Source organism: Actinomadura scrupuli, assembly GCF_050971785.1.
GTDB lineage: Bacteria > Actinomycetota > Actinomycetes > Streptosporangiales > Streptosporangiaceae > Actinomadura_E > Actinomadura_E scrupuli.
Window position 1 is genome coordinate 462,985 of the sequence record NZ_JBPCCU010000004.1, and the last position, 22,240, is coordinate 485,224.

Sequence of the window (22,240 nt, forward strand, 5' to 3'; positions counted from 1 at the left end):
GTTACGTGTCAGGCCTCCGGAAGCCTTGCCCGGGCGAAATGCGGGATGACCTCGTCCGCGAACAGCTGGAGCGTCTCGGCGCTCGCACGGTCGTGCGTGATGAAGACGAACGAGGTGAAGCCGGCTTCGACGAGTTCTGCGATCCGGTCCGTGACCTGTGCGGGAGTGCCCGTGAAGCCGCCGGCGTCCAACTCGTACCCCGGCATGCCGTAATGACGGCGTGCCCGGGCGATGGCCTCCTCCAGCCGGTGCGCGGGCGCGACCGCGAGCACGCCTTGGACCGACCGGTGCACCGAGCGCGGATCCCGCCCGATCCGCTCACACTCGGCGTCCAACGCGCCGGTCAGCTCGGCGATCCGGCCGAGGGCGTACGTCGGTATGTTCCAGACGTCCGCGTAGCGGGCCACGAGCGGCAGCGTGAGCCTCGGGCCGGCGCCGCCGATGTGGATCCTCGGCCCCGGCTGCTGCACCGGTCCCGGCACGTTGGGCAGGCCGCGAACGGTGTAGTGGCGGCCTTCGAACGTCGTGACGGGCGCGTGGAACATCCGGGTGATGATCTCGAGCGCTTCGGCCAGCCGCTCCCCGCGCTCTGCCGCCGGGCCCCACGGCAGCCCGGACTCGCGGTGCTCCTGTTCGTAGGAGCCGCTGCCGATGCCCAGTTCGACCCGGCCGCCGGAGATGACGTCGAGCGTGGTCGCCATCCTGGCCAGCAGCGCGGGGTGCCGGAAGTTGTTGCAGGTGACCAGATGCCCCACCCGCAGCCGTGACGTCCGCGCGAGCAGCGCCGTCGCGAGCGTCCATCCCTCGTACGACGCGGCCGAGGGCAGGCCCGGGGCGTAGAGGTGGTCGAACAGCCACAGCGAGTCGTAGCCGAGACGCTCGCACTCGAGCGCCCGCCCGAGGATGTCGTCGAACCCCAGGGCGACCTGCGGCAGGTGGATGCCGAACTCGACGCCGGTCATTCGCCGGTCCGGCCCGTCGAGGCCCGCATCGTCAGCCACCGATCTGCGTCGCCGTGCCACATGAGGAGGATGGGAAGGGGCTTACCGCCGGCCGGCCCGGCCGCGCACGGCGGCGCACACGCCGCCGTCGATGAGGATGTCGGTACCGGTGAGGAAGCCGGCTTCGGCCGACAACGCGAAGGCGACGACGGCGGCGACCTCTTCGGGACGGCCCGTACGGCCGAGCGGGGTCTGTCGCACGAGGATGTCCATGCTGGGGTGGTTCGCGGCCTCCTGCTGCCCTTGGGGGGTGTCGATGATGCCGGGGGAGACCGAGCAGATCCGGGCGCCGGCCGGTCCGAGCCGCACCGCCTCCTGCTGCACGTACCGGTGCACGCCGCGCTTGGCCCAGGCGTAGGCCGTTCCGGTCTCCTCGATGCCCGGCCCGACGGCGTCGTGGAGCCGCTCGAGGAAACGCTCGTCGAGCGGGTCGTCCAGGACCGCGTCGGCGACGGGATCGGGCCCGGTGCCGCCGAGCAGCGGCGCCATCGAGGCGAAGCACACCATCGCCGTCCCGGCGGTGGCGAGCGGGCGGAGCGCCTCGGCCAGCATCGCGGTCCCGACGAGATCCACGACGAGGATGCGACGCCAGTCGGCCATGGTCGGGGAGATGCCCGCGGCATGGGCGACGGCCCGGAGGGTGCCGAGTTCACCGGTGCGAGCGGCGAGCCGGGCAAGGCCGTCGCGGTCGGTGATGTCGAGGACGAACGGCTCGACGTCACCGCCGGCCGCCGACAGGTCCTTGGCCGCCGCGGTCACGGTCGCCTCGTCCCGGTCGACGAGCAGCAGGGTGTCCACCGTGCCGGCGAGCCGCCGCGCACAGGCGAGTCCCATCCCGCGACCGGCGCCGGTCGCGATGCCCACGGTCGTCATGCGGGCTTCCCCCCGTCGTCGGCCCGGTGATCCGGGGTGAGGGTGGCGACGGGCTCGCGCGGACCGGTCCAGTACCGCTCGAGCCCCGGCTGTGCCAGCCGGGTCACGAGCTCGATCCGGAAGCCGGTCGGGCTGCGGTGGAAGGCGAAGAACGGGGCGCCGTCGGGACCCGTACGCGTCGCCTCGGTCACGAACCCGCGGCGGGTGAGCTCGGCGGAGTCCGCGGCGACGTCGTCAGACCAGTAGCCGACGTGGTGGATGCCGGAGGCGGCCGGCTCCCACAGGGTCCCGGGGATGCGCCGGACGATCTCCAGCCGAGGCGATGTCAGCGAGTACGCGCAGCGCAGGTCGAGGACCACGTCACCGGCCGGCAGCGTCACCTCGATCCGTCCGCCGACCTCGTCGCACCACTCGTACCCGGGCAGGGAGGAGAACTCGGCCATCGTCGCTTCGAAGTCCTCGACGACGAGGCCGATATGGAACTGGTCCTCGGCCTTCATGACCTGGCCACCCGGCCGCCCGTTCCGGCGCCGTTCTCACCGCCGGCAGCGGGCCCGCGGCCGTGGGGGTCGCCGAAGTGGAGGTCGACGGGGACTCGGCGATCGGGGTCGGGCACCGGTTCCAACGGGGTCTCCCTCTGCGGTGGGGTCGAGCGAGCGGGGCGGCTCGCTGCGAGAAACACATTCTTTTACAGGAGAATCATGTTCTCACGCGCGGAAGGGGAGCGCAACGGCGTCGGAGTTCGAGACCGCGGTGCATTAGGTGCGCATCTCGAACCAGACGATCTTTCCTTGGGAGACGGGGTTGCTGCCCCAGGAGGACGACAGCCGGTCGACCAGGTGGAGCCCGAGGCCGCCTACCTCGTCGGGATCGGCATTGGACAGGTGAGGCAGGGCGGGACTCTCGTCCTTGACCGTGCAGCGCAGGGCGCCGTCCTGTACGGACAAGATCAGGGTCGGATTGCCCCACGCATGACGTAGTGCGTTGGTGACGAGTTCACTGGCGAGCAGTTCGACCGCGTCGCTCTGCTCGCTCAGACCCCAGTCGGCCAGTTGCTCGCGGATGAGATGGCGCGCCTGGGGAACCGAGACCGGATCGCACATGAGCGACCAGATGACCCGGCGCATGCGCGGTGGTTCGATGGCGGTGGTGGCCCATTTCATGCTGCCCATCCATAGAGATCGCGGTGGCTGGGGACACTGCGTCCGTCGGGCAGCAACTCACCGAGGTCGTCGAAGACCACCACGCCATTGCACAGCAGTTCCCAGCCCTGCTCGGGGTGGAAGGCCACAATGCAGGCCGCCTGGTGGTCAGGAGCCTCGGCGGGGGGGCACGGAGGCTGGTGCTCGCACATGATTTCTGCCTTTGGTTCGCGGACTGTGAGGGAGCCGGCCGGACTCCCGCTGTCCACGATGCCCCTGCGGGCGTCCGCCGTCTTCGCCGTTAGCGCCTCTTTCGAGCCCGTGCCAGTACGACTCCGGCCCTACCTGCTAGCTGCAATGCCAGGACGGCATCTTGCTGAAATCCTGAGAGCATGGCTTTGCGCTGCCTCATCGTCGACGACAATCACCACTTCCGTGTTGCCGCTCGTGATCTGCTCGAACGAGAGGGAATCGCCGTGGTCGGCATGGCGTCGACGACCGCCCAGGCCCTTCATCTGGTGGGAGATCTCCGCCCGGACGTCGCGCTCGTCGACGTCGAACTGGGCGAGGAGAGCGGCTTCGATCTCGCTTGGCGGCTCGACGGAGCGGGCTACGCGGAGCGGACGAGCGTGATCTTGATCTCGGTGCACGCCGAAATGGATTTCGCGGACCTGACGGAGGCCAGCCCCGCCGTGGCGTTCCTGCCGAAATCCGATATCTCGGGGAGGGCCATCAACAACATTCTGGGGAGGACGGGACCTACCGGGATTCCAGGAAGGCGATGACCGCGAGAACCCGTCGGTGGTCGTCTTCGGTCTCGGGCAGCCTCAGTCTGGACAGGATGCTGCGCACGTGCTTCTCGACGGTGCCCTCGGTGATCCACAGCTGGTGGGCGATGCCGGCGTTCGACCGTCCCTCCGCCATGAGCGCGAGCACTTCACGCTCGCGCTGCGTGAGCAGGCTCAGCGGGTCGTTCCGGCGGCGGGCGGCGATGAGCTCCTGCACCACGCCGGGATCGACGACCGAGCCGCCCCGTACGATGCGCTCGATCGACTCGATGAAGTCGGTGACGTCGATCACCCGGCTCTTCAGCAGGTAGCCGACATGGTGCCCGCTGGCGAGCAGCTCCATCGCCTGCTCGACCTCGGCGTGCGCCGACAGCAGAAGTATGCCCATCTGGGGGAACTCCTTGTGGATCACGCGGGCGGAGTCGAGACCCTCGGTGCTGTGCGCGGGGGGCATCCGGATGTCGATGATGGCGAGGTCGGGCCGGCGCTCTCGGACGAGAGTCAGGAGTTCCGACCCGTCTCCGGCCTGGCCGACGACTTCGAACCCGGACCGCTCGAGCAGGCTGGCGAGTCCTTCGCGCAGCAGGACGTCATCGTCCGCCAGCGCCACCCGTCTATGGCTTCCGTTCACCGCTTCGCCACCCTGGGATGATGTTTGCCGCCATCCCCACAATGCTCTCGGAAGGGTGAGTCAAGCATTCCCCGCAGCGCCGCCAAATGATGATAAAGAAATCATCTGAAGCTCATCCGTGCATATGTGAGCGTCTTAGCAGACGAATCGGCTTGTTATATCGGAGTACACTTGACAAGTGTATGCGAGCATGGCGTCGGTGCTGCGCCGGGCACCTCCTCCCATCAAATTGGGAGTAATGGTGGGAGGCGCCTTCGTCCTGGCGGAGACTTTCTTGCTCTATCCGCTCCGGCACGTCGCCTCGGTGAGCTCACTCGGCATCGTCTACCTTCTCGGTGTGCTGGTCGTCTCGGCCGGATGGGGCCCGGTGCTGGGGATCGCGACGGCGGTGGCCAGCGGTCTCGCCTACGACTACTTCCATCTCTCACCGGTTCATACCCTCACCACCTTCGACAGCCGGGGATGGGTGGTCTTCCCCGTCTTCCTCACCGTCGCCCTGCTGGCCAGTCATGTCGCGCAATGGGCCCGGGCACGGACCGTCGAGGCCGATGACAACCGGAGGACCGCCGACCTCATGGTCGAGCTCGCAAAAATCCTGCTGTGCACCCAGGACGTACGCTCGGCGCTGCCTACGGCATCACGCTGCCTCGCGCAGGCGCTCAAGTTGCCGTACGCGAAGATCGAGCTCGCGGTGCTCGCCGCCGACGAGCGCCGTGTCGCGTTTCCGCTGCGTAATGAGGGGAAGACGATCGGCACGCTCCTGGTGCCCGCCGGACTGCCCGGTCCCACGAGGTGGCGTCTGCGCGACCAGGTGGTCCCCTCGCTGGAGGCCCTGGTGAGCGCGGCATGCGATCGCAGGGCGATGGCGGAGGCCGCGGAGGCCAGCCGCGATGACTTCCGCCGGATCGCGGAGGAGCAGGCCGGGCTGAGACGGGTCGCCACCTGCGTCGCCCGCGGAGTCGCGCAACCCGAGGTGTTCAAGGCGGTCGCCGGCGAGATGGGTCACATCCTGCAGGCGAGATACATCGGCATGACGCGCTTCGAACCTGACGGCATGATGACCATCGTCGGCAACTGGGCCGATCAACGCTTCTCCGACCGGCTGCTACCCCTCGGCTCACAATGGCTGATCCAGAAGGGCAGCGTTTCGGAGCGGGTGTGGCGGACCGGAAGACCAGAGCGGCTCGACAGGTACGAAGGGGACGGTGAGATCGCCACCTGGGCACGGGAGAAGGGGCTCAGATCCTCGGTCGGCTGCCCCATCGTGGTCGAGGGTCGCCTGTGGGGTGCCATGGTCGCCTTCTCGGTGGGAAGGGAGCCGCTGCCCGCGGGCACGGAAGAGCGCATGCTGCATTTCACCGAGCTCGTGGCGACCGCGATCGGGAACGCCGAGAGCCGTACGGAACTCACCGCCTCCCGCGCCCGCCTGGTCGCCTCGGCGGACCAGACCCGGCGCCGTATCGAGCGCGACCTGCACGACGGGGTGCAACAGCGCCTCATCGCACTCGGGCTCGAGCTGCGCGCGGCCGAAGCCACCATGCCCGCCGAACAACGGGAGCTCAGGACACGCCTGTCCCACACGGCGAGAGGTCTGGCCGGGGTCGTCGAGGACCTGAGGGAGATCTCCCGCGGCCTCCACCCCGCGGTCCTCTCCAAGGGCGGCCTCGGGCCGGCCCTCAAAATGCTCGCGCGCCGCTCCAGCATTCCGGTCGAGCTCAACATACGCGCCGACCGGCGTCCGGCCGAGCCCATCGAGGCGGCCGTCTACTACATCGCGTCGGAGGCGCTGACGAACGTGGCCAAGCACGCCCACGCGTCCCTCGTGCACATCGACCTCACCGTCGAGGACACGATCGTCCGGCTGTCGATCACTGACGACGGAGCCGGAGGGGCCAACCCGAGCCACGGCTCAGGACTCATCGGACTCATCGACCGTGTCGACGTGCTCGGCGGCAACATCGAGATCACGAGTCCGGTCGGGAACGGCACATCGCTCCACGTGACGATTCCCGTACATGAGCTGTCGGACGTGGCCTGACGTCCCGGCGGCCGCCGCGAGCGCAGAGGGTACGCTCGTCCCATGGACCAGCAGCACCTTGCCAACCTCGCGCACCTGCGCCGGGCGCGGGATCTGGTCGACCGGGAGTACGCGCGTCCGCTCGACGTGCCGGCGATGGCCCGCCACGCGCTGATGTCGCCGGGGCACTTCTCCCGGGCGTTCCGGGCGGCCTACGGCGAGACGCCGTACAGCTACCTCATGACCCGGCGGGTCGAGCGGGCGATGGCGCTGCTGCGCGCGGGCATGAGCGTGACCGACGCGTGCATGGCGGTCGGCTGTACCTCCCTCGGCTCGTTCAGCTCGCGATTCACCGAGCTCGTGGGGATGACGCCGAGCGCGTACCGGGCCCGGGAACACTGCGCCGTGCAGGCGATGCCCTCGTGTGTGGCCAAGGCGCGCACCCGGCCGACCCGGGGCCAACCGGTCAGGATCGGAGAAGCGGTCCGCGCAGCCGCCGTCTAGCGTTGAACACATGACCATTTCACTTCAGTACTGCCATATCACCGTCAACGACCTGGACGAGTCGCTCGCCTTCTACCGCGACGGGCTCGGCCTCGAGGTCCGCAACGACGTCGCCTCGGACGGGTTCCGCTGGGTCACCCTCGGCAGCGAGTCCCAGCCGGACCTCGAGATCGTTCTCTCCGAACCGCACGCCGGCCGGTCCCAAGCCGACGGGGACGCCCTCCAGGAACTGCTCATCAAGGGTGTCCTGCCGATGGTCGTGTTCCGCACCGACGATCTCGACGCGACCTTCGAGAGGGTGCGGGCCTCCGGCGCCGAGGTGCTGCAGGAGCCCATCGACCAGCCCTGGGGCCCGCGCGACTGCGCGTTCCGGGACCCCTCGGGCAACACGGTGCGCATCTCGCAGGCGCCCAAGGCATGACCATCGGGAGCACTGCGCTCCCGCGCGTCGCCGGCACCGGGCAGGACGACCCCGGTGCCGGCGGCGCGCGCGGCGTCTTTGTCGCCGCCTGACAAACGCACCGGCGCCCGCCCGCGGCTAGTCTGGACGTACCCCCGAGTCCACGAGCCGCCGCGCGACCAAGATCACCCCTGCTGCATGGCACACCACCCGACGGCGGTTTGTGGGAGCCCAACAACTCTGGCCGCGAAACACGCTTAGCTCCCGCCATTCCGGGATGCGGGGGCAGCCGAGAGTATGTACCCCGGTAGCGGCGGGGACGGCCGCCGTGTTCACCGTCTTCGAAAGGCCCGCTCAGTGTTCAGTCGTGTCGCCATCGTCAACCGGGGTGAAGCCGCCATGCGGCTCATCCACGCTGTCCGGGACCTCGCGGCGGAGACGGGGACACGGATCGAGACCGTCGCCCTGTACACCGACTCCGACCGGACGGCCACGTTCGTCCGCGAGGCGGACATCGCCTACGACCTGGGGCTCGCCGCCGACCGGCCCTATCTGGACCACGCGGTCCTGAAGAAGGCCCTGGTCGAGACCGGTGCGGACGCGGCCTGGGTCGGTTGGGGCTTCGTGGCGGAGGACCCGGCGTTCGCCGACCTGTGCGCCGGGATCGGCGTGACGTTCGTCGGCCCGAGCGCCGAGGCGATGCGCAAGCTGGGCGACAAGATCGGCTCCAAGCTGATCGCCGAAGAGGTCGGTGTGCCCGTCGCGCCGTGGAGCCGCGGTCCGGTGGAGACGCTGGAGGACGCGAAGGCCGCGGCGGACCGGATCGGCTACCCGTTGATGCTGAAGGCGACCGCCGGTGGCGGCGGTCGTGGTATCCGGAAGGTCTCCGACGCCGACGAGCTGACCCAGGCCTACGAGCTGACCCGCCAGGAAGCCGCGCGCGCGTTCGGCAGTGGCGTGGTGTTCCTGGAGCGCCTGGTGACGGGCGCCCGGCACGTCGAGGTACAGGTCATCGCGGACGGGCATGGCACCGCGTGGGCGCTGGGCGTCCGCGACTGCTCCGTGCAGCGCCGCAACCAGAAGATCATCGAGGAGTCCGCCTCGCCGGTCCTGAACGCCGAGCAGGTCGCCGAGCTGAAGGCGTCGGCCGAGCGGCTCGTGCTCGCGGTCGGCTACCAGGGCGCGGGCACCATCGAGTTCCTCTACCACCCCGGCGAGCGGCTGTTCGCGTTCCTCGAGGTCAACACGCGCCTGCAGGTCGAGCACCCGATCACCGAGATCACCACCGGCGTCGACCTGGTGAAGACCCAGCTGCACGTCGCGGCGGGCGGCAAGCTCGAGGGCGACGCGCCCGCGGAGTGGGGTCACGCCGTTGAGGCGCGCCTCAACGCCGAGGACCCCGACCGCGACTTCGCGCCCTCACCCGGCCGGATCGCGCGGCTTGCGCTGCCCAGCGGCCCCGGCATCCGGGTGGACACCGGGTTCAGCGAGGGCGACACGATCCCCGCCGACTTCGACTCGATGATCGCAAAGATCATCGCGCACGGCCGTGACCGTGCGGAGGCGCTGGCCCGCCTGCGCCGCGCGATGACGGAGACGACCGTCATCATCGAGGGCGGCGTGACGAACAAGGGCTTCGTCCGCATGCTGCTCGACGAGCCCGCGGTGATCGACGGGTCCGCCGACACCGGCTGGATCGACCGGGTGCGCGCCCAGGGCGCCCTCGTGTCGCACCAGCACTCCGCGATCGCGCTGATCGCCGCCGCCATCGAGGCCTACGAGGACGAGGAGGCCGTGACGCGGCAGCGTTTCCTGTCCACGGCGCACGGCGGCCGTCCGCAGTCGCAGCACGAGAGCGGCCGCGCGCTGGAGCTCAAGCTCCGCGACGTCGGCTACCGCGTCCAGGTCGCCCGCACCGGCGGCCACCGGTTCCGCATCGGCATCTCGGCGGGCGGCCCCGAGCACGCGGCGGACGTCGACGTCGAGCGCTTCGACGAGCACAGCGGCCAGATCATCGTGAACGGCGCCCGCTTCAAGGTCGTCGCGAGCACGCACGGTCCGATCCACCTGGTCGAGGTCGACGGCGTCACGCACCGGATCAGCCGCGACGAGGGCGGCATCGTGCGTTCCCCCGTGCCCGCGCTCGTGGTGGCCACGCCGCTGCAGGCGGGCGACGAGGTCGAGGCCGGTGCGCCGCTGCTCGTGGTCGAGAGCATGAAGATGGAGACCGTGCTGCGCGCGCCGTTCCGCGGCCGCGTGCGGGAGCTCGCGGTGTCGGTCGGCAGCCAGGTCGAGGCCGGCGCCCGGCTGCTCCGCCTGGAGGCGCTGGGTGACGGCGACGAGGCGGCGGGTCCCGCTGCCGCCTCGAAGGAGGTCGACCTGGACCTACCGTCCGAGCAGGTGGACCTGCCCGCGGCCGAGCGGGCCGCGCGTGGCCTGCAGGACCTGCGCAGCCTCCTGCTCGGCTTCGACATCGACTCACAGGACGAGAAGCGCCTGCTCGCCAACTACCTGGCCGCGCGCGCCGAGCTCGTCGCGGAGGGCAAGCACGAGCCGGCAGGTGAGGTCGAGCTGCTCCGCATGTTCGCCGACCTGAGCGAGCTGAGCCGCAACCGGCCCGCCGGCGAGGAGTCGAAGTCCAACTCCGCGGTGCACAGCCCCCGCGAGTTCTTCCACACGTACCTGCAGTACCTCGACCCGGACCGCTCCGGGCTGTCGGAGAACTTCCAGCAGCGACTCACGCACGTACTGTCCCGCTACGGCGTCGAAGGGCTGGAACGCACGCCGGAGCTGGAGAACGCGGTCTTCCGGATCTTCCTGGCCCAGCAGCGCGCGTCCGCCGACGTCGTCGTGGTGACGACCCTGCTGCGCCTGTGGGTGAGCGAGGCCCCGCCCGCCGAGGCGGACCGCGTCACCATCGGCCTGGCGCTGGAGCACCTGGTCGCCGCCACCCAGGTCCGGTTCCCGGCCGTCGCGGACCTGGCGCGCGGCGTCGTGTTCGTCTGGTTCGCCCAGCCGCTGCTGCGCCGCACCCGCGCCAAGGTCTACACGGCCGTGCGCAAGCACCTGCGCCACCTCGACCAGCACCCGGACTCGCCCGACCGCGCCGAGCGGATCTCCGCCATGGTCGCCAGCGCCGAGCCGCTGGTCCGGCTGGTCGGCCAGCGGATCGGCCGCGAAGGCACGGACCCCGTACCGCTGCTGGAGGTGCTGACCCGCCGCTACTACGGCAACCGCGCGCTCAGCAACTTCCGGGTGAGCAAGGTGGCGGGCTGCACGTTCGTCGTCGCCGACCACCACACCGCGACCGGCGACGGCCGCGTCGTGACCACCGCCGTCGACTTCCCGGCGCTGGCCGAGGCGGTCAAGCCGGTCGATGAGTTCGCCGGTGACGGCGAGCTGGTGGCGGACGTCTACCTCACCTGGTCGGACGGTCCGAGCGATCCCGACGAGATGGCCACGCGCCTGCGCGAGGTCCTGGCCGCGCAGCAGCCGTCGAACCGGGTCCGCCGCATCACCACGACCGTCGCGGGCAACAGCGGCGCCGTGATGCACCACCACTTCACCTTCCGACCGTCCGCGGACGGTTTCGTGGAGGAGCGGCTGCTGCGCGGTCTGCACCCGCGCATCGCCGAGCGCATGCAGCTGGAGCGGTTGCGCGACTTCGACCTCACCCGGCTGCCCTCGCCCGACGAGGAGGTCTACCTCTTCCGGGCCGTGGCACGGCAGAACGCCTCCGACGAACGCCTCGTCGCCCTGGGTCAGGTCCGCGACCTGACGCCGTTGCGCGACGACGAGGGCAGGCTCGTCGCGCTGCCCGCGGCCGAGGACGTCCTGGCCACGTGTCTCGACGCGATCCGCCGGGCCAAGAAGCCCGGCGCGAAGACGTCCGCCACGAACCGGATCGTCATCTACGTGTGGCCGCCGATCGACCTCTCGCCGGACGAGCTGAACACCGTGGCGAAGCGCGGTCTGCCGACGACGGCGGGCGCGGGCCTGGAGGAGGTGCTGTTCCTCGGTAGGCGCCGCGACGGCGCCACCGGCGAGCTCGTCGACATCGCCGTCCGGATCGGCTACGACGTGGGCTCCGGCGTGCGGCTGTCCGTCGAGCCGCCGCCCACCGAGCCCATCGAGCCGCTGGACGACTACCGCCAGGAGGTGCTGCGCGCCAACAGCCGCGGCACCCACTACCCGTACGAGCTGACCGGCATGCTCGCCGGGCCGTTCGGCTCGTTCACCGAGTACGACCTGGACGAGCACTCGACGCTGGTGCCGGTGAACCGGCCCAAGGGACGCAACACCGCCGCGCTCGTCGCGGGTGTCGTCAGCACGCCCACGCCGCGCCACCCGGAGGGCATGACCCGCGTCGTGCTGCTGGGCGACCCGACGAAGGCGCTCGGCGCGCTGTCCGAGCCCGAGTGCGCGCGGGTGATCGCCGCGCTCGACCTGGCCGAGCGGATGCGGGTGCCGCTGGAGTGGTTCGCGCTCTCCGCGGGCGCCCGGATCTCGATGTCGTCCGGCACCGAGAACATGGACTGGGTGGCGGCCGCGCTGAAGCGGATCGTGAACTTCACCCAGGACGGCGGCGAGATCAACATCGTGGTCGCGGGCATCAACGTCGGCGCCCAGCCGTACTGGAACGCCGAGGCCACGATGCTCATGCACACCAAGGGCATCCTGGTGATGACGCCGGACTCCGCGATGGTGCTGACGGGCAAGCAGTCGCTCGACTTCTCCGGCGGTGTGTCCGCCGAGGACAACCACGGCATCGGCGGGTACGACCGGATCATGGGTCCGAACGGCCAGGCGCAGTACTGGGCGCGCGACATCCGCGGTGCGCGGGAGATCCTGATGTCGCACTACGACCACAGCTACGTCGCGCCGGGGGAGGACGGGCCGCGCAAGACGGTCACCAGCGACCCGGTGGACCGCGACGTGTCGACGTTCCCGCACACCGCACCGGACAGCGACTTCACGACGGTGGGCCAGATCTTCTCCGTCGAGTACAACCCGGACCGCAAGAAGCCGTTCGACATCCGTACCGTCATGCGGGCCCTGTCCGATCAGGACCACCCGGTGCTGGAGCGGTGGGCGGGCATGGCCGACGCGGACACCGCCGCGGTCCAGGACGTCCACCTCGGCGGCCGGCCGGTGTGCCTGCTGGGCATCGAGTCCCGGCCCGTGCCGCGTCGCGGATTCCCTCCCACCGACGGTCCGGACACCTACACCGCGGGCACCCTGTTCCCCCGCTCGTCCAAGAAGGCCGCCCGGGCCATCAACGCCGCCAGCGGGAACCGCCCGCTGGTCGTGCTGGCCAACCTGTCCGGCTTCGACGGGTCGCCCGAATCGATGCGCAAGCTGCAACTGGAGTACGGCGCGGAGATCGGCCGCGCGGTAGTGAACTTCAAGGGCCCCATCGTGTTCTGCGTGATCTCGCGGTACCACGGCGGCGCGTTCGTGGTGTTCTCCAAGGCGCTCAACCCGAACATGACCGTGCTCGCGGTCGAGGGCTCGTTCGCCTCGGTGCTCGGTGGTGCCCCGGCCGCCGCGGTGGTCTTCGCACGCGACGTCGACAAGCGGACCGGCAACGACCCCCGCGTGCTCGCGCTCGCCGCCCGGGTGGCGGAGGCGCCGGCTGCCAGGCGGTCCGCGTTGGCCGCCGAGCTCGCCGAGCTGCGGTCGTCCGTACGGGCCGAGAAGCTCACCGAGGTGGCCACCGAGTTCGACCGCGTGCACAGCATCCAGCGGGCGGTCGACGTCGGCTCGGTGGACGCGATCATCAGCTGCGCCGAGCTGCGCCCGCAGATCATCGAGGCGGTCGAGAAGGGCCTCGCCCGGCAGGTCTGACGAGTCGCATGAGCCGGCGGGTGGCTAACGGTTGCGATGCTGTCTCCACATCCGCCCGGACGCAGATGCCGGGTACACCGTAGAAAGCAGGCATGGCCGACTCTCCTCTGCTCCCGTCCTCGTCCTGCCAGGAACCGTCCCTCCGGCCCTCCGCGGAGGCCGGCGAACCCTGCGGAGCGGCCGTCACCGCCGATGGCCGTTGCCTGGCGCACCTGGATCCGAACGCTCTGGACGCCCATCTCGCCGAGCTCACGCCAGGTGCTCCCGTCCATGCCCGTGGTGTCGTCTTCTCCGCAGGGCTGCTCCAACGCCTGACGGCCGTCCTTCGCCTGCCGGACGGCACCGGCTCCATCGGCGACGCCGACTTCAACGGCGCGACTTTCGCGGAGCTCGCCTCCTTCACTGGAGTGACCTTTACGGGGCGTGCCGACTTCGCCGGCGCGACTTTCGCAGGGGTCGCCTTTTTCGCCGGCGCGACCTTCACCAGGGGCGTCTTCTGCCGCAAGGCGACTTTCGCCGATGGCGCCCACTTCGCCGGTGCCCACTTCACCGAGGTCGCCAATTTCGGTGACGTGACCTTCACCAAGGTCGCGAACTTCGGTGACGTGACCTTCACCGGGGTCGCGAACTTCGCCGGCGCGTCCTTCGCGGAGATCTCCTACTTCGTCGGTGCGGCCTTCACCGACGCCCTCCTCTTCCGCGACGCCACCTTCTCCGGAGATTCCAACTTCAGCGGCGCGACGTTCGCCACCGACGCCTACTTCCATCAGCTGACGTTCCAGGCCGCCAGTTTCAGCGGTGCGACGTTCTCCAGGGACGCCGACTTCAGCGATACGACGTTCGCCGGGACCGCCGACTTCAGCGGTGCGGCCTTCACAGGTACCGGCGATTTCGGGGGAGTGGCGTTTGGAGGTACGGCGCACCTGCGAGGTCCAGCGGCCCGGCTGAACCTCGAGCGGGCCGAGGTGTCGGGAGAACTGGTGGTGGAGGGGCCGATCGCCGAGCTCTCGGTGGTGGGAATGCGGTCGTCCGGCCGGGTGGCGTTGCGGTTGCGCGGTACCGAGGTGGACGTCGAGGACGCGGTGTTCACCGGGCCGTTCACGATGCACGGTCTGCAGCATCCGGAGGAAGGGGTCGACGAGGCCCACCTGCCGGTGACCGGCTCTGGCGGGGTCCGTCCGGTGGCGGTGGTCTCGTTGCGGGGGATGGACGCCGAGAGGCTGGTGCTCACCGATGTCGACCTCAGCCGGTGCCGCTTCACCGGTATCCATCGTCTCGACCAGATCAAGTTCGACGGCCGGTGCGTCTTCGCCACCGATCCCTCCGGAGCGCGGCAGGTGCTGGTGGAGGAACACCACTGGCGGCACGACCAGCAGTCCAGGAGGGCCGAACGGTGGACGGCCGCACCAGACGGGGTGGAGGTGGTGGGACCGGATCGGCTGCAGGTGCTGTATCGCCAACTTCGTAAGGCATTCGAGGAGGGGAAGAACGAGCCGGGAGCGGCGGATTTCTACTACGGCGAGATGGAGATGCGACGCGCGGTCATGCGGGACAACCTCCGCCGGGAGGGATTGCTGGCGATCGTGCAGAGAGGCCGCCGCCCGGACCGGTGGATCCTGAACGCCTACTGGGCGACGTCGGGGTACGCGCTGCGGGCCCGCCGTGCGCTGATCTGCCTTGCCGGAGTGGTCGCGGCGACGATCGTGACGTTGACGCTCTGGGGATTCCCGGCCACCGGCAAGGACCTGAAGGCCGACGGGACCCTGTCCGCCACCGGCACCGGCACCGTTCAGCCGATCAGGGTGACCGTGCATCAGTCCGAACCCACGGAGCAGCTTTCCGACCGGATCGAGAAGGCCACCGAGATCACCCTGAACGCCGTCATCTTTCGCGCCCCGGACACCGAGCTCACCACCACCGGCCGGTACGTCGACATCACCGCCCGGATCCTCGGCCCGCTGTTCCTCGGCTTCTCTGTGCTCGCCGTCCGCAACCGTGTCAAACGCTGAAGCCGGGGTGCCCCCCGGCTGCCCACAGAGGAGCCGGTGGGGGAACCGTGGCATGTTCTTGGTGTGCGCGTAGTCAGGGTCTGACTCTTCACTGGATACGATCAAATTTCGTAAGTTGTGTTCGGATCAGGCGCCGACCAGGCGCTGGGGCAGTGCCATCTCGGCGCATCGAGAGCGTCGGCCGCCCCCAACACCAGCAAGGGACATCCAATGTCTACTTTCTGGGAACTCAAACACCGGCTCGGCGAGGCGATCAACGCTCACGATCTGCAGGGAGTGCTCGACTGCTACAGTCCAGACGCGGTCTACGTCACGCCATCGGGTGTGGCAGAAGGACATGAGCAGATCGCCTGGTACTACGAACAGATATTCAAGGGCTTCCCGGATCTCCGGCTGACGCCGTGGTTCGAGCTCGGCGACTGCGACAACCCGGCGGTCACAGAATGGACGATGACCGGGACGCATGACGGCCCCTTCCTGCTACCGGACGGGCGTGAGCTGGAAGGAACGGGCCGTCCCATCACTCTTCGGTCTACCTGCTCTACTTTCGTCGAGAACGGTAAGATCAAACGCATCGCGAATACTTCGACCAGTTGGAGCTGTACAGCCAGCTGGGCTTCGGCCTGAAAGAGCTCAATTCCGCCGCTGCGTCACCCGAGAGGGAAACGCGAGCATGCGCAGTTCCTGCCTCTCCTGCTCCTGCGCGGAGAGACGCTCATTCGTTGGGAGACAGGCCAACGGGGATCCGGAAACTGCTGTCATGGCCTGGACGTTCGACTGGGGCACGGCCTTAGACGGTGGTGGTCTGAGCTGAGTTCAAGCCGTGTCCGGCGGCCTCGAAGCGGTTACAGGGCGTACGTCTCGTGGCATGGTACGTGGTCGCCGCTTCCAGCTTCGTCCGCAACCCACTGATGAACGCACTGTTGTTGGTGTAGCGGTAGTACTGGATCGCGATCTGCCGTGCCGCTACGCCGGGCCGCCTCCAGCGGCGGTCTCGTGGAGACGGACGGTCCTCTCCTCCGGCGACAGACCGGTGTGTTCTCCGGCGAAGGCGAGGATGTCCGCGGCCAGGGCGCGTTCTTTGCTCGCGGGGAAGGCGGAGTGGGCGGTGTCGGGTTCTCGGCGCATGAGGATCGGCCGGTCACCGCCGGTGGCGTGCTGGAGGGCCGCGCACATCTTGGTGACGTGGGCCTCTCCGGTCTGCAGATCGGTCACCGCCCCGGTGAGGAGGAAGGCGGGATAGCGCGCTCCGGGCGTGACGTTGTGGTACGGGGAGTAGGTGAGCAACCATGGCAGTTGCTCGGCTTGGGAGGCGCTACCGAATTCGTCCGTCCATGTGCATCCCAGGCCGAAGTGTTCGTAGCGCACCATGTCACAGAGCGGGCCTTCGGCGATGACCGCGGCGTACAGGTCCGGTCGCTGTACGGCGGCGGCGGTGACCAGTAGTCCGCCGGCGGATTGGCCGTAGATCGTCAGTTGGTCGCGGGTGGTCCGGCCGGTGTTGATGAGCCAGGTCGCGGCGTCGTTGAAGTCGCTGACCGTGCGGTGCTTGTGCGGACCGCGGCCGGCGTCGTGCCAGTGCTGGCCCTCTTCGCCGCCTCCGCGTACACAGGCGACCGCGTAGGTGCCGCCGGCGGCCACCCATGCGGCCGCCAGGGGGAAGAACCATGGGCGCATCGGCATGCCGAAGCTGCCGTAGCCGTAAAGGAGGGTGGGGCGGGGGCCCCGATGTTCTTCGGCCGGGGTGAACAGGAACAGTGTGATCTCGGTGCCGTCGCCGGCGTGACAGCGAACGCTGCGGCTGCGGATCTCTGGCGTGTCTCCGGCCATTGTCGCGCCGGTCTCGTGTTCCGTCTCCCCGCTGATGGCGTCGTAGCGATAGATGGTGGGGGGCGTGGTCGCGTCGCAGTAACTGAACCATGCGCGATGTCCGGATGGGACGTCCGCGCGCAGCGATGACACGACGCCCGCGCCGGGAAGGGGCAGACCGGTGAGCAGCCGGCCACTGGCCAGGTCGTGCAGTGCCAGGGCGGAGGCGCCGTGGCGGGTGCGTGCCACCAGCAGCAGGGGCCGCGGAAGTGCCGGGTCGTCCAGGACCAGGCACTCGTCCAGAGGGGCCTGGGGATCTTCGGCCACCAGCGTGCGCCAGGCGGCCGGGTCGGTGTCGTGCCGGTGCGCCGTACAGATGCGGCCGCACGGGGCCTGGTGGTCGGTGACCAGCAGCAGATCGCCGCCGGCCAGGAAGCGGGGGAGAACCCGGGCGCGTACGGTGCGTCCGTCCACGAGCCTGACGAAATGCGGGGCCGCCGGATCGATCAGCTCGGCCACGTGCACGTCGTTGTGCGAGGCGGGCCCGGCCATCGCGGTGATCGCCAGATGACGGCCGTCGGCGCTGACCGTGAGCCCGTAATAGTGGTCCGGCGCGTCGGCGCCGCCGAACACCGTCGCATCGGTCTGCCAGGGCGAACCGATCCGATGCAACCTCACCCGCCGCTGCAGACGCATGTCGCCGGGGGCCAGTTCCTCATCGGGAACACGGCTGACGTAGTAGAACGCCTCCCCTCCCGGCAGCCAGGCGAGCGAGGTGTTACGCGCTCGTGGCAACGGCCCGTCCACCGTCTCGCCGGTACGCACGTCCAGCACCATGATGTCGCTGCCGGGCCGCTCGGCGACCTCCAGCTGGACGGCCACACGTTCGCCCTCGCGCGATGGCCACCAGGCGAACAGCCCGGTATGGCCGGACGGATCGATCTCTACCGGATCGACCAGCACCCGCCTGTTGCCCTCGGCGTCCACGACGAGCAGGCGCCGTTGCTCGTCCCCGCGGAGCTGCTCGGCGAGGAACATGACCGGACCACGCACCAGCGGAGGCTCCGACACCCCGAAGGACGACACCTGATCCAGCAAGGACGCCCACGATCGCTTCGCACGCCATCCGGCGCGACAGGCGCGGAAGAGACGATCCTGGGCCGCCGCCCAGTCGCGCACGTGCGCATCATCGCCGTCTTCCAGCCACCGATAGGGATCGGATACCAGGAATCCGAACAGATCCTCCACCACATCGCTGCGCCAAGCGGCAGGGTAGGACAATCGCACCATGAACGCCCCCCAAAATGCATCGCCCCGCCTGCGCACAGGTCGAGGTACTGCGGCCTGTGCGCACCGCAGTACCTCGGCTCATTCAGCTACGACTCGCCGCGAAGAATGTCCGCCTGCCAGCCGCGCACGCCCCCACATCGGGCAGCAGGAGTGGTTTCACGATACGGTAGGTGTCCATTCATGTCAGCCTCCCGGATCTGTCGATTCGCCCGGAATGGGCGATTACGGCAACAACTCTACCCGTGCCTGCGATCGGATAAACACGGGTGTCGCTCGCGACGGTGAGCGTTAATCCCCGTGAATCCTCGGCGCGTGCGGACCGGAGAGCCGGCCGGCCGTATTGGTTATTCCGCGGCTAAAATTACGTGCAAGAGAAGAAGGCGTACCGGTATGCCATGTGAGGATCGATCTCGCGCAAAAGTAATTCCAAGCCTTTTCGCCGGGCGCGAGATCGTGGACCGGCACGCGCCTGACCCCTAAGACCAGAAAACCCGGCTCGGACACGTGGTCTGAACCGGGTGATGTGGTGGGCGATACTGGGATTGAACCAGTGACCTCTTCCGTGTCAGGGAAGCGCTCTCCCGCTGAGCTAATCGCCCGGGAACCTGCTCGAGGTGGAGACGGGATTTGAACCCGTGTACACGGCTTTGCAGGCCGTTGCCTCGCCTCTCGGCCACTCCACCGTGAGGCCGACCTGGGTGGCCCCTCAGAGCGGAAGACGGGATTCGAACCCGCGACCCTCACCTTGGCAAGGTGATGCTCTACCACTGAGCCACTTCCGCGTGCCGGCCCTGGGCTGCCGCCCCGGTCCAACGACGTAAACTCTAGCGGACTCGGCGACCTCTCCGTGCACACACCACGGGGTTAACCGGGATCCGCGCCGCTCCGTTCGGGCGGCGGCGGGCGCCAGGCGGCCGGGACGGGCATCTCCGCCCAGAACTCGATGAGCTCGTCCTCGGTGAGCTCCTCCGGGTGCGCGGCGCGCAGGGTTCGGCCGGTCCGCACGGCCCAGGTCGAGAACAGGGTAAGTGCGAGCAGGTCGTCGTCGGCGGTGCGGAATTCGGGCACGGTCGGCTCGTTTCGCGGAACGGGGTGGCGGGCCCCCGGGGCACGCCCCCGTGTTGGGCGTACCGGGGCCCGGCCGTGGGTCGGATCCCCTCCTCCCCGGTGCTGCTGATGACGCCTAGCGCCCCGGGGGCCGATCACAGCCAACCTCGTTTCGGGACACCAGGCCATCCCCGAAGTCCGGGTGTGCGTAGAGTGTCCAGTTGGTCACACATCGCCATCCGGTGCTCCCGAGGGCTCCCCGGGCAAGCGGCACGGATCTAGAATCCGCGGGTACGAAGTGTGATGCGCACTCGAACGAGAGATGACCATGGCGCTCGATCAGGCACCGTCGTCCAAAGCGCACGTCACCACACCGTCCGGCAGCGTGGTGGTGATCGCCGAGGGAGATCGGCTCGTGTTCGGCCGGGGACCGGCCGCGGACCTGACGATCCCGGAGGGGCGCGGGCTGTCCCGCAGGGCCGGAGTGATCAACGCGGTGCGCGGCGGGGCCTGGGTGGCCAACCTGAGCCGTACCCACGCCCTCTACAGCGAGAGCGACGGATACCGGGTGCGGCTGCCCCGGCTGGAGGAGGCCGAGGACGAGCCGCGCGGTGGCTGGTTCCTGCGGGCCGGCACGGTGCTGGTGGGCTCGCGGGCGATGCTGGACGAGGGCCGGCCGTTGCTGGTGATGGTCGCCGAGGCGATGGACGCCCCGTGGGGGTCCGCCGGGACGCGGCCGGACGACGAGCAGACCCTGCTCCCGCTGTCGCTGGACCCGGGGACGAAGGTGTTCCTGGTGGCCCTGCTCTGGTGCCGGCCCTGGCTGATCGACCCGTCTCGCACGACGCCGCTGCCCCGTACCCCCGAGATCGCCCGGGCCGCGCTGGCGGTGACCGACGCCCACTACGAGCTCGAGCGCTTCGACGCCGACCAGATGTTCCGGGACCGGCTCTCGGCCCGCGTGGGCGAGCATCTGCGGGTTCTCCGCCGCAAGATCCTCGAACGCGGCCTGGTGCGCGCGGGGACCCGGCTCTCCGACGAGGTGGTGGTGGGCGTGCTGATCGAGAACGCCATCATCGGCCCGGCGGACCTGGTACGCCTCGACGATCCCGGCTGGCGGTCCCGGCAGGAGCAGCTGTGGTGGAGCCCGCCGAGCGAGTAGGCCGCCGCTAGGGATGGACGACGAAGGCGACCTCGACCCGGGCGCCGCCTCCGTACGGGGTCACCACGGCGTGGTGCGTCCCCGGGGGGACCCGACCGGGGAAGAACTCGTGACCCTGGTTGACGGCGTAGTTGAAGGTGCCCGCCTGGTCGACGGTGGGCGTGTCCGGTGACGTGCGGCTCCCGGTGAGCCGCACCGTGATCCGCTGGCCCGGCGTCCACCCGGTGCCGTGCAGCACGAACACGGTGTCGCCGTCGCCGTACGGCTGGTTGACCTCGATCCGGGGATTGCCGGTGGGCCGGTCGGAGGCACCGGACGCCGGGCCCCGGGGCGGCCCCTGCGGCGGACCCAGGGGCGGCGCCATCGGCGGGGGGCGCTGAGAGGAGGGCGAGTTCTTGGGCGGGTCCTTGGGCGGGTCCTTCAGCGAGGGGGCCACGACGCCGCACACGACCAGCAGACCGGCGACCGCGGCGATCGACCCCACCACCGACAGCGTCCGCCCGGACCGGCGCAACCTGGCCATCGAGGAGCGGGACAGCCGCTCTGCCCGGCCCCGGAGTCCCGGCGCGGACGCGGCCGGGGCCGGCGCCGGCGGTTCCAGGTCGTGGCCGGTCGTGGGGGTCAGCGAGTCGAGCGTACGGTCCTCGGTCCCGGGCTCGGACGGCCGCGGGCCGCGGCGCCATTCCTCGATCAGGGCCAGTGCGGGTGCCGGGAGCAGGGTGTGGGCCAGCTCGTGGCCCAGATCGTCGTGGGTCACCGGGGCCAGCTCGGCGAGCAGCTCGGCTGGGGCGGGCCGTTCGGCCGGATCCCGCCGCAGGCAGGCGGTCACGATGGCGTGCAGCTCGTCGGGCAGGCCGGTGAGGTCGGGCGGCTCGGTGGCCAGCCGGACCAGGATGTCGGTCACCGTCCGGCCGCGGTACGGGGAGTGCCCGGTCGCGGCGAACGCGAGGGTGGAGCCCAGCGAGAACACGTCGCTCGCCGGTCCCACCTGCCGGGTGTCGCGGGCCTGCTCCGGGGCCATGAACGCGGGCGTCCCGACCGCCTGGCGGGTGGCGGTGAGCGTCGCCCGCTCCATCGCCCGCGCCACGCCGAAGTCGATGACCCGGGGCCCGTCCAGCGAGACCAGCACGTTGGACGGCTTCAGGTCGCGGTGCACCAGGTTGGCCTCGTGGATCGACTCCAGGGCCTCGGCGCAGCCCGCGGCCAGCCATCGGACGGCGGGCACCGGGAGCGGGCCGCACTCCCGCACCAGCCGCTCCAGCGACGGCGCGGGCACGTAGGAGGTGGCGAGCCAGGGCACCTCCGCGTCGGCATCCGCCCCGACCACGGGCGCGGTGAAGGCGCCGCTGACCCGCCGGGCGGCCCCGACCTCCTCGGCGAAGCGGACCCGGAAGTCGGGCTCCTCGGCGTACTCGGCCCTGATCGTCTTGACCGCGACCAGCCGCCCGGCGGCCGACCGCCCGAGGTAGACCCGGCCCATCGCGCCGGCGCCCAGCCGGGCCAGCAGGGTGTACGACCCGATCCGCCGCGGGTCCCGTCTTGACAGGGACTCGAACGACACCTGACCTCCTTCGGTACTCGACCATCCTCCCTGTTGCCGGTGGCCCGCGAGGTAGATTGCGTGCGGAAAGTGCATTCCGGACTATCGGCCTGTAAGAGTCGTACAGCCGACCTGGGAAGTCCCCTTTTTTCGGACGGCGGACTCATCCGGCAGGTCGAA

Annotated in this window: 17 protein-coding genes and 3 tRNA genes; 8 read left to right on the top strand and 12 right to left on the bottom strand. The window is 69.9% G+C overall.

Going from position 1 to position 22,240, the window contains the following annotated elements; all coding sequences use genetic code 11:
- Positions 1–8: 8 nt before the first annotated feature.
- From ACRYCC_RS21435 to ACRYCC_RS21455, 5 genes are all read right to left on the bottom strand, one after another.
- The gene (locus ACRYCC_RS21435) at positions 9–1,001 is read right to left on the bottom strand and encodes an LLM class flavin-dependent oxidoreductase (protein WP_433814633.1); all 993 of its coding nucleotides are present in this window, start codon (positions 999–1,001) and stop codon (positions 9–11) included.
- Between the two features lie 42 nt (positions 1,002–1,043).
- Positions 1,044–1,874 (bottom strand): SDR family oxidoreductase, encoded by an 831-nt coding sequence (locus ACRYCC_RS21440; protein WP_433814635.1) that lies wholly within the window; start codon positions 1,872–1,874, stop codon positions 1,044–1,046.
- Positions 1,871–2,374, bottom strand: coding sequence for a VOC family protein (locus ACRYCC_RS21445; protein WP_433814637.1), 504 nt, complete (start codon positions 2,372–2,374; stop codon positions 1,871–1,873). The genes ACRYCC_RS21440 and ACRYCC_RS21445 overlap by 4 nt, the downstream gene beginning before the upstream one ends.
- Positions 2,375–2,632: 258 nt before the next feature.
- A complete protein-coding gene (locus ACRYCC_RS21450) occupies positions 2,633–3,037 on the bottom strand; it encodes an ATP-binding protein (RefSeq protein WP_433814639.1) in 405 nt (134 codons plus the stop codon).
- Positions 3,034–3,228 carry a DUF5999 family protein gene (locus tag ACRYCC_RS21455; protein ID WP_433814641.1) on the bottom strand — a complete coding sequence of 65 codons (195 nt, stop codon included), beginning with the start codon at positions 3,226–3,228 and terminating at the stop codon, positions 3,034–3,036. Before ACRYCC_RS21455 ends, ACRYCC_RS21450 begins: the two co-directional genes overlap by 4 nt.
- 180 nt (positions 3,229–3,408) lie before the next feature.
- On the opposite strand from ACRYCC_RS21455, the gene ACRYCC_RS21460 reads away from it, so the two are divergent.
- A complete protein-coding gene (locus tag ACRYCC_RS21460; protein WP_433814642.1) occupies positions 3,409–3,801 on the top strand; it encodes a response regulator in 393 nt (130 codons plus the stop codon).
- Here ACRYCC_RS21460 and ACRYCC_RS21465 read toward each other — a convergent pair.
- Positions 3,776–4,435: a response regulator gene (locus ACRYCC_RS21465; RefSeq protein WP_433814644.1), complete on the bottom strand. Its 660-nt coding sequence runs from the start codon at positions 4,433–4,435 to the stop codon at positions 3,776–3,778. The two genes, ACRYCC_RS21460 and ACRYCC_RS21465, sit on opposite strands and share 26 nt — an antisense overlap.
- Before the next feature lie 238 nt (positions 4,436–4,673).
- On the opposite strand from ACRYCC_RS21465, the gene ACRYCC_RS21470 reads away from it, so the two are divergent.
- The 6 genes from ACRYCC_RS21470 (at position 4,674) to ACRYCC_RS21495 (ending at position 15,839) form a co-directional block, all read left to right on the top strand.
- Entirely contained in the window at positions 4,674–6,473 is a 1,800-nt protein-coding gene (locus ACRYCC_RS21470; protein ID WP_433815039.1) for a sensor histidine kinase, read from the top strand.
- A gap of 42 nt (positions 6,474–6,515) precedes the next feature.
- Positions 6,516–6,956 carry a helix-turn-helix transcriptional regulator gene (locus tag ACRYCC_RS21475; RefSeq protein ID WP_433814646.1) on the top strand — a complete coding sequence of 147 codons (441 nt, stop codon included), beginning with the start codon at positions 6,516–6,518 and terminating at the stop codon, positions 6,954–6,956.
- A gap of 10 nt (positions 6,957–6,966) precedes the next feature.
- Positions 6,967–7,377 (top strand): VOC family protein, encoded by a 411-nt coding sequence (locus tag ACRYCC_RS21480; protein WP_433814648.1) that lies wholly within the window; start codon positions 6,967–6,969, stop codon positions 7,375–7,377.
- A 336-nt stretch (positions 7,378–7,713) separates the two neighbouring features.
- Positions 7,714–13,203 (top strand): ATP-binding protein, encoded by a 5,490-nt coding sequence (locus ACRYCC_RS21485; protein WP_433814650.1) that lies wholly within the window; start codon positions 7,714–7,716, stop codon positions 13,201–13,203.
- Between the two features lie 92 nt (positions 13,204–13,295).
- Positions 13,296–15,212, top strand: a complete 1,917-nt coding sequence (locus ACRYCC_RS21490) for a pentapeptide repeat-containing protein (RefSeq protein WP_433814652.1) — start codon at positions 13,296–13,298, stop codon at positions 15,210–15,212.
- A 210-nt stretch (positions 15,213–15,422) separates the two neighbouring features.
- Complete coding sequence (locus tag ACRYCC_RS21495; RefSeq protein ID WP_433814654.1) at positions 15,423–15,839, top strand: nuclear transport factor 2 family protein; 417 nt, start codon at positions 15,423–15,425, stop codon at positions 15,837–15,839.
- Between the two features lie 339 nt (positions 15,840–16,178).
- On the opposite strand, the gene ACRYCC_RS21500 is transcribed toward ACRYCC_RS21495, so the two are convergent.
- The 5 genes from ACRYCC_RS21500 to ACRYCC_RS21520 form a co-directional block, all read right to left on the bottom strand.
- The gene (locus ACRYCC_RS21500) at positions 16,179–18,311 is read right to left on the bottom strand and encodes a prolyl oligopeptidase family serine peptidase (protein WP_433815041.1); all 2,133 of its coding nucleotides are present in this window, start codon (positions 18,309–18,311) and stop codon (positions 16,179–16,181) included.
- Positions 18,312–18,835: 524 nt separating this feature from the next.
- Positions 18,836–18,910: transfer RNA gene (locus ACRYCC_RS21505), tRNA-Val, on the bottom strand.
- Between the two features lie 13 nt (positions 18,911–18,923).
- Positions 18,924–18,994: transfer RNA gene (locus ACRYCC_RS21510), tRNA-Cys, on the bottom strand.
- A 27-nt stretch (positions 18,995–19,021) separates the two neighbouring features.
- Positions 19,022–19,093, bottom strand: a tRNA-Gly gene (locus ACRYCC_RS21515).
- A gap of 82 nt (positions 19,094–19,175) precedes the next feature.
- Positions 19,176–19,379: a hypothetical protein gene (locus tag ACRYCC_RS21520; protein WP_433814655.1), complete on the bottom strand. Its 204-nt coding sequence runs from the start codon at positions 19,377–19,379 to the stop codon at positions 19,176–19,178.
- 307 nt (positions 19,380–19,686) lie between these two features.
- Here ACRYCC_RS21520 and ACRYCC_RS21525 point away from each other — a divergent pair, with 307 nt between their 5' ends.
- The gene (locus ACRYCC_RS21525; RefSeq protein ID WP_433814657.1) at positions 19,687–20,520 is read left to right on the top strand and encodes a hypothetical protein; all 834 of its coding nucleotides are present in this window, start codon (positions 19,687–19,689) and stop codon (positions 20,518–20,520) included.
- Positions 20,521–20,527: 7 nt separating this feature from the next.
- On the opposite strand, the gene ACRYCC_RS21530 is transcribed toward ACRYCC_RS21525, so the two are convergent.
- Positions 20,528–22,081, bottom strand: coding sequence for a serine/threonine-protein kinase (locus tag ACRYCC_RS21530; RefSeq protein ID WP_433814659.1), 1,554 nt, complete (start codon positions 22,079–22,081; stop codon positions 20,528–20,530).
- Positions 22,082–22,240 lie beyond the last annotated feature (159 nt).

Coding starts and splice junctions, on each gene's coding strand:
- ACRYCC_RS21440 (WP_433814635.1), bottom strand. CDS start 1,874: ATGACGACCGTGGGCATCGCGACCGGCGCCGGTCGCGGGATGGGACTC.
- ACRYCC_RS21445 (WP_433814637.1), bottom strand. CDS start 2,374: ATGAAGGCCGAGGACCAGTTCCATATCGGCCTCGTCGTCGAGGACTTC.
- ACRYCC_RS21450 (WP_433814639.1), bottom strand. CDS start 3,037: ATGAAATGGGCCACCACCGCCATCGAACCACCGCGCATGCGCCGGGTC.
- ACRYCC_RS21455 (WP_433814641.1), bottom strand. CDS start 3,228: ATGTGCGAGCACCAGCCTCCGTGCCCCCCCGCCGAGGCTCCTGACCAC.
- ACRYCC_RS21460 (WP_433814642.1), top strand. CDS start 3,409: ATGGCTTTGCGCTGCCTCATCGTCGACGACAATCACCACTTCCGTGTT.
- ACRYCC_RS21470 (WP_433815039.1), top strand. CDS start 4,674: ATGGTGGGAGGCGCCTTCGTCCTGGCGGAGACTTTCTTGCTCTATCCG.
- ACRYCC_RS21475 (WP_433814646.1), top strand. CDS start 6,516: ATGGACCAGCAGCACCTTGCCAACCTCGCGCACCTGCGCCGGGCGCGG.
- ACRYCC_RS21480 (WP_433814648.1), top strand. CDS start 6,967: ATGACCATTTCACTTCAGTACTGCCATATCACCGTCAACGACCTGGAC.
- ACRYCC_RS21490 (WP_433814652.1), top strand. CDS start 13,296: ATGGCCGACTCTCCTCTGCTCCCGTCCTCGTCCTGCCAGGAACCGTCC.
- ACRYCC_RS21495 (WP_433814654.1), top strand. CDS start 15,423: ATGTCTACTTTCTGGGAACTCAAACACCGGCTCGGCGAGGCGATCAAC.
- ACRYCC_RS21500 (WP_433815041.1), bottom strand. CDS start 18,311: ATGGTGCGATTGTCCTACCCTGCCGCTTGGCGCAGCGATGTGGTGGAG.
- ACRYCC_RS21525 (WP_433814657.1), top strand. CDS start 19,687: ATGGCGCTCGATCAGGCACCGTCGTCCAAAGCGCACGTCACCACACCG.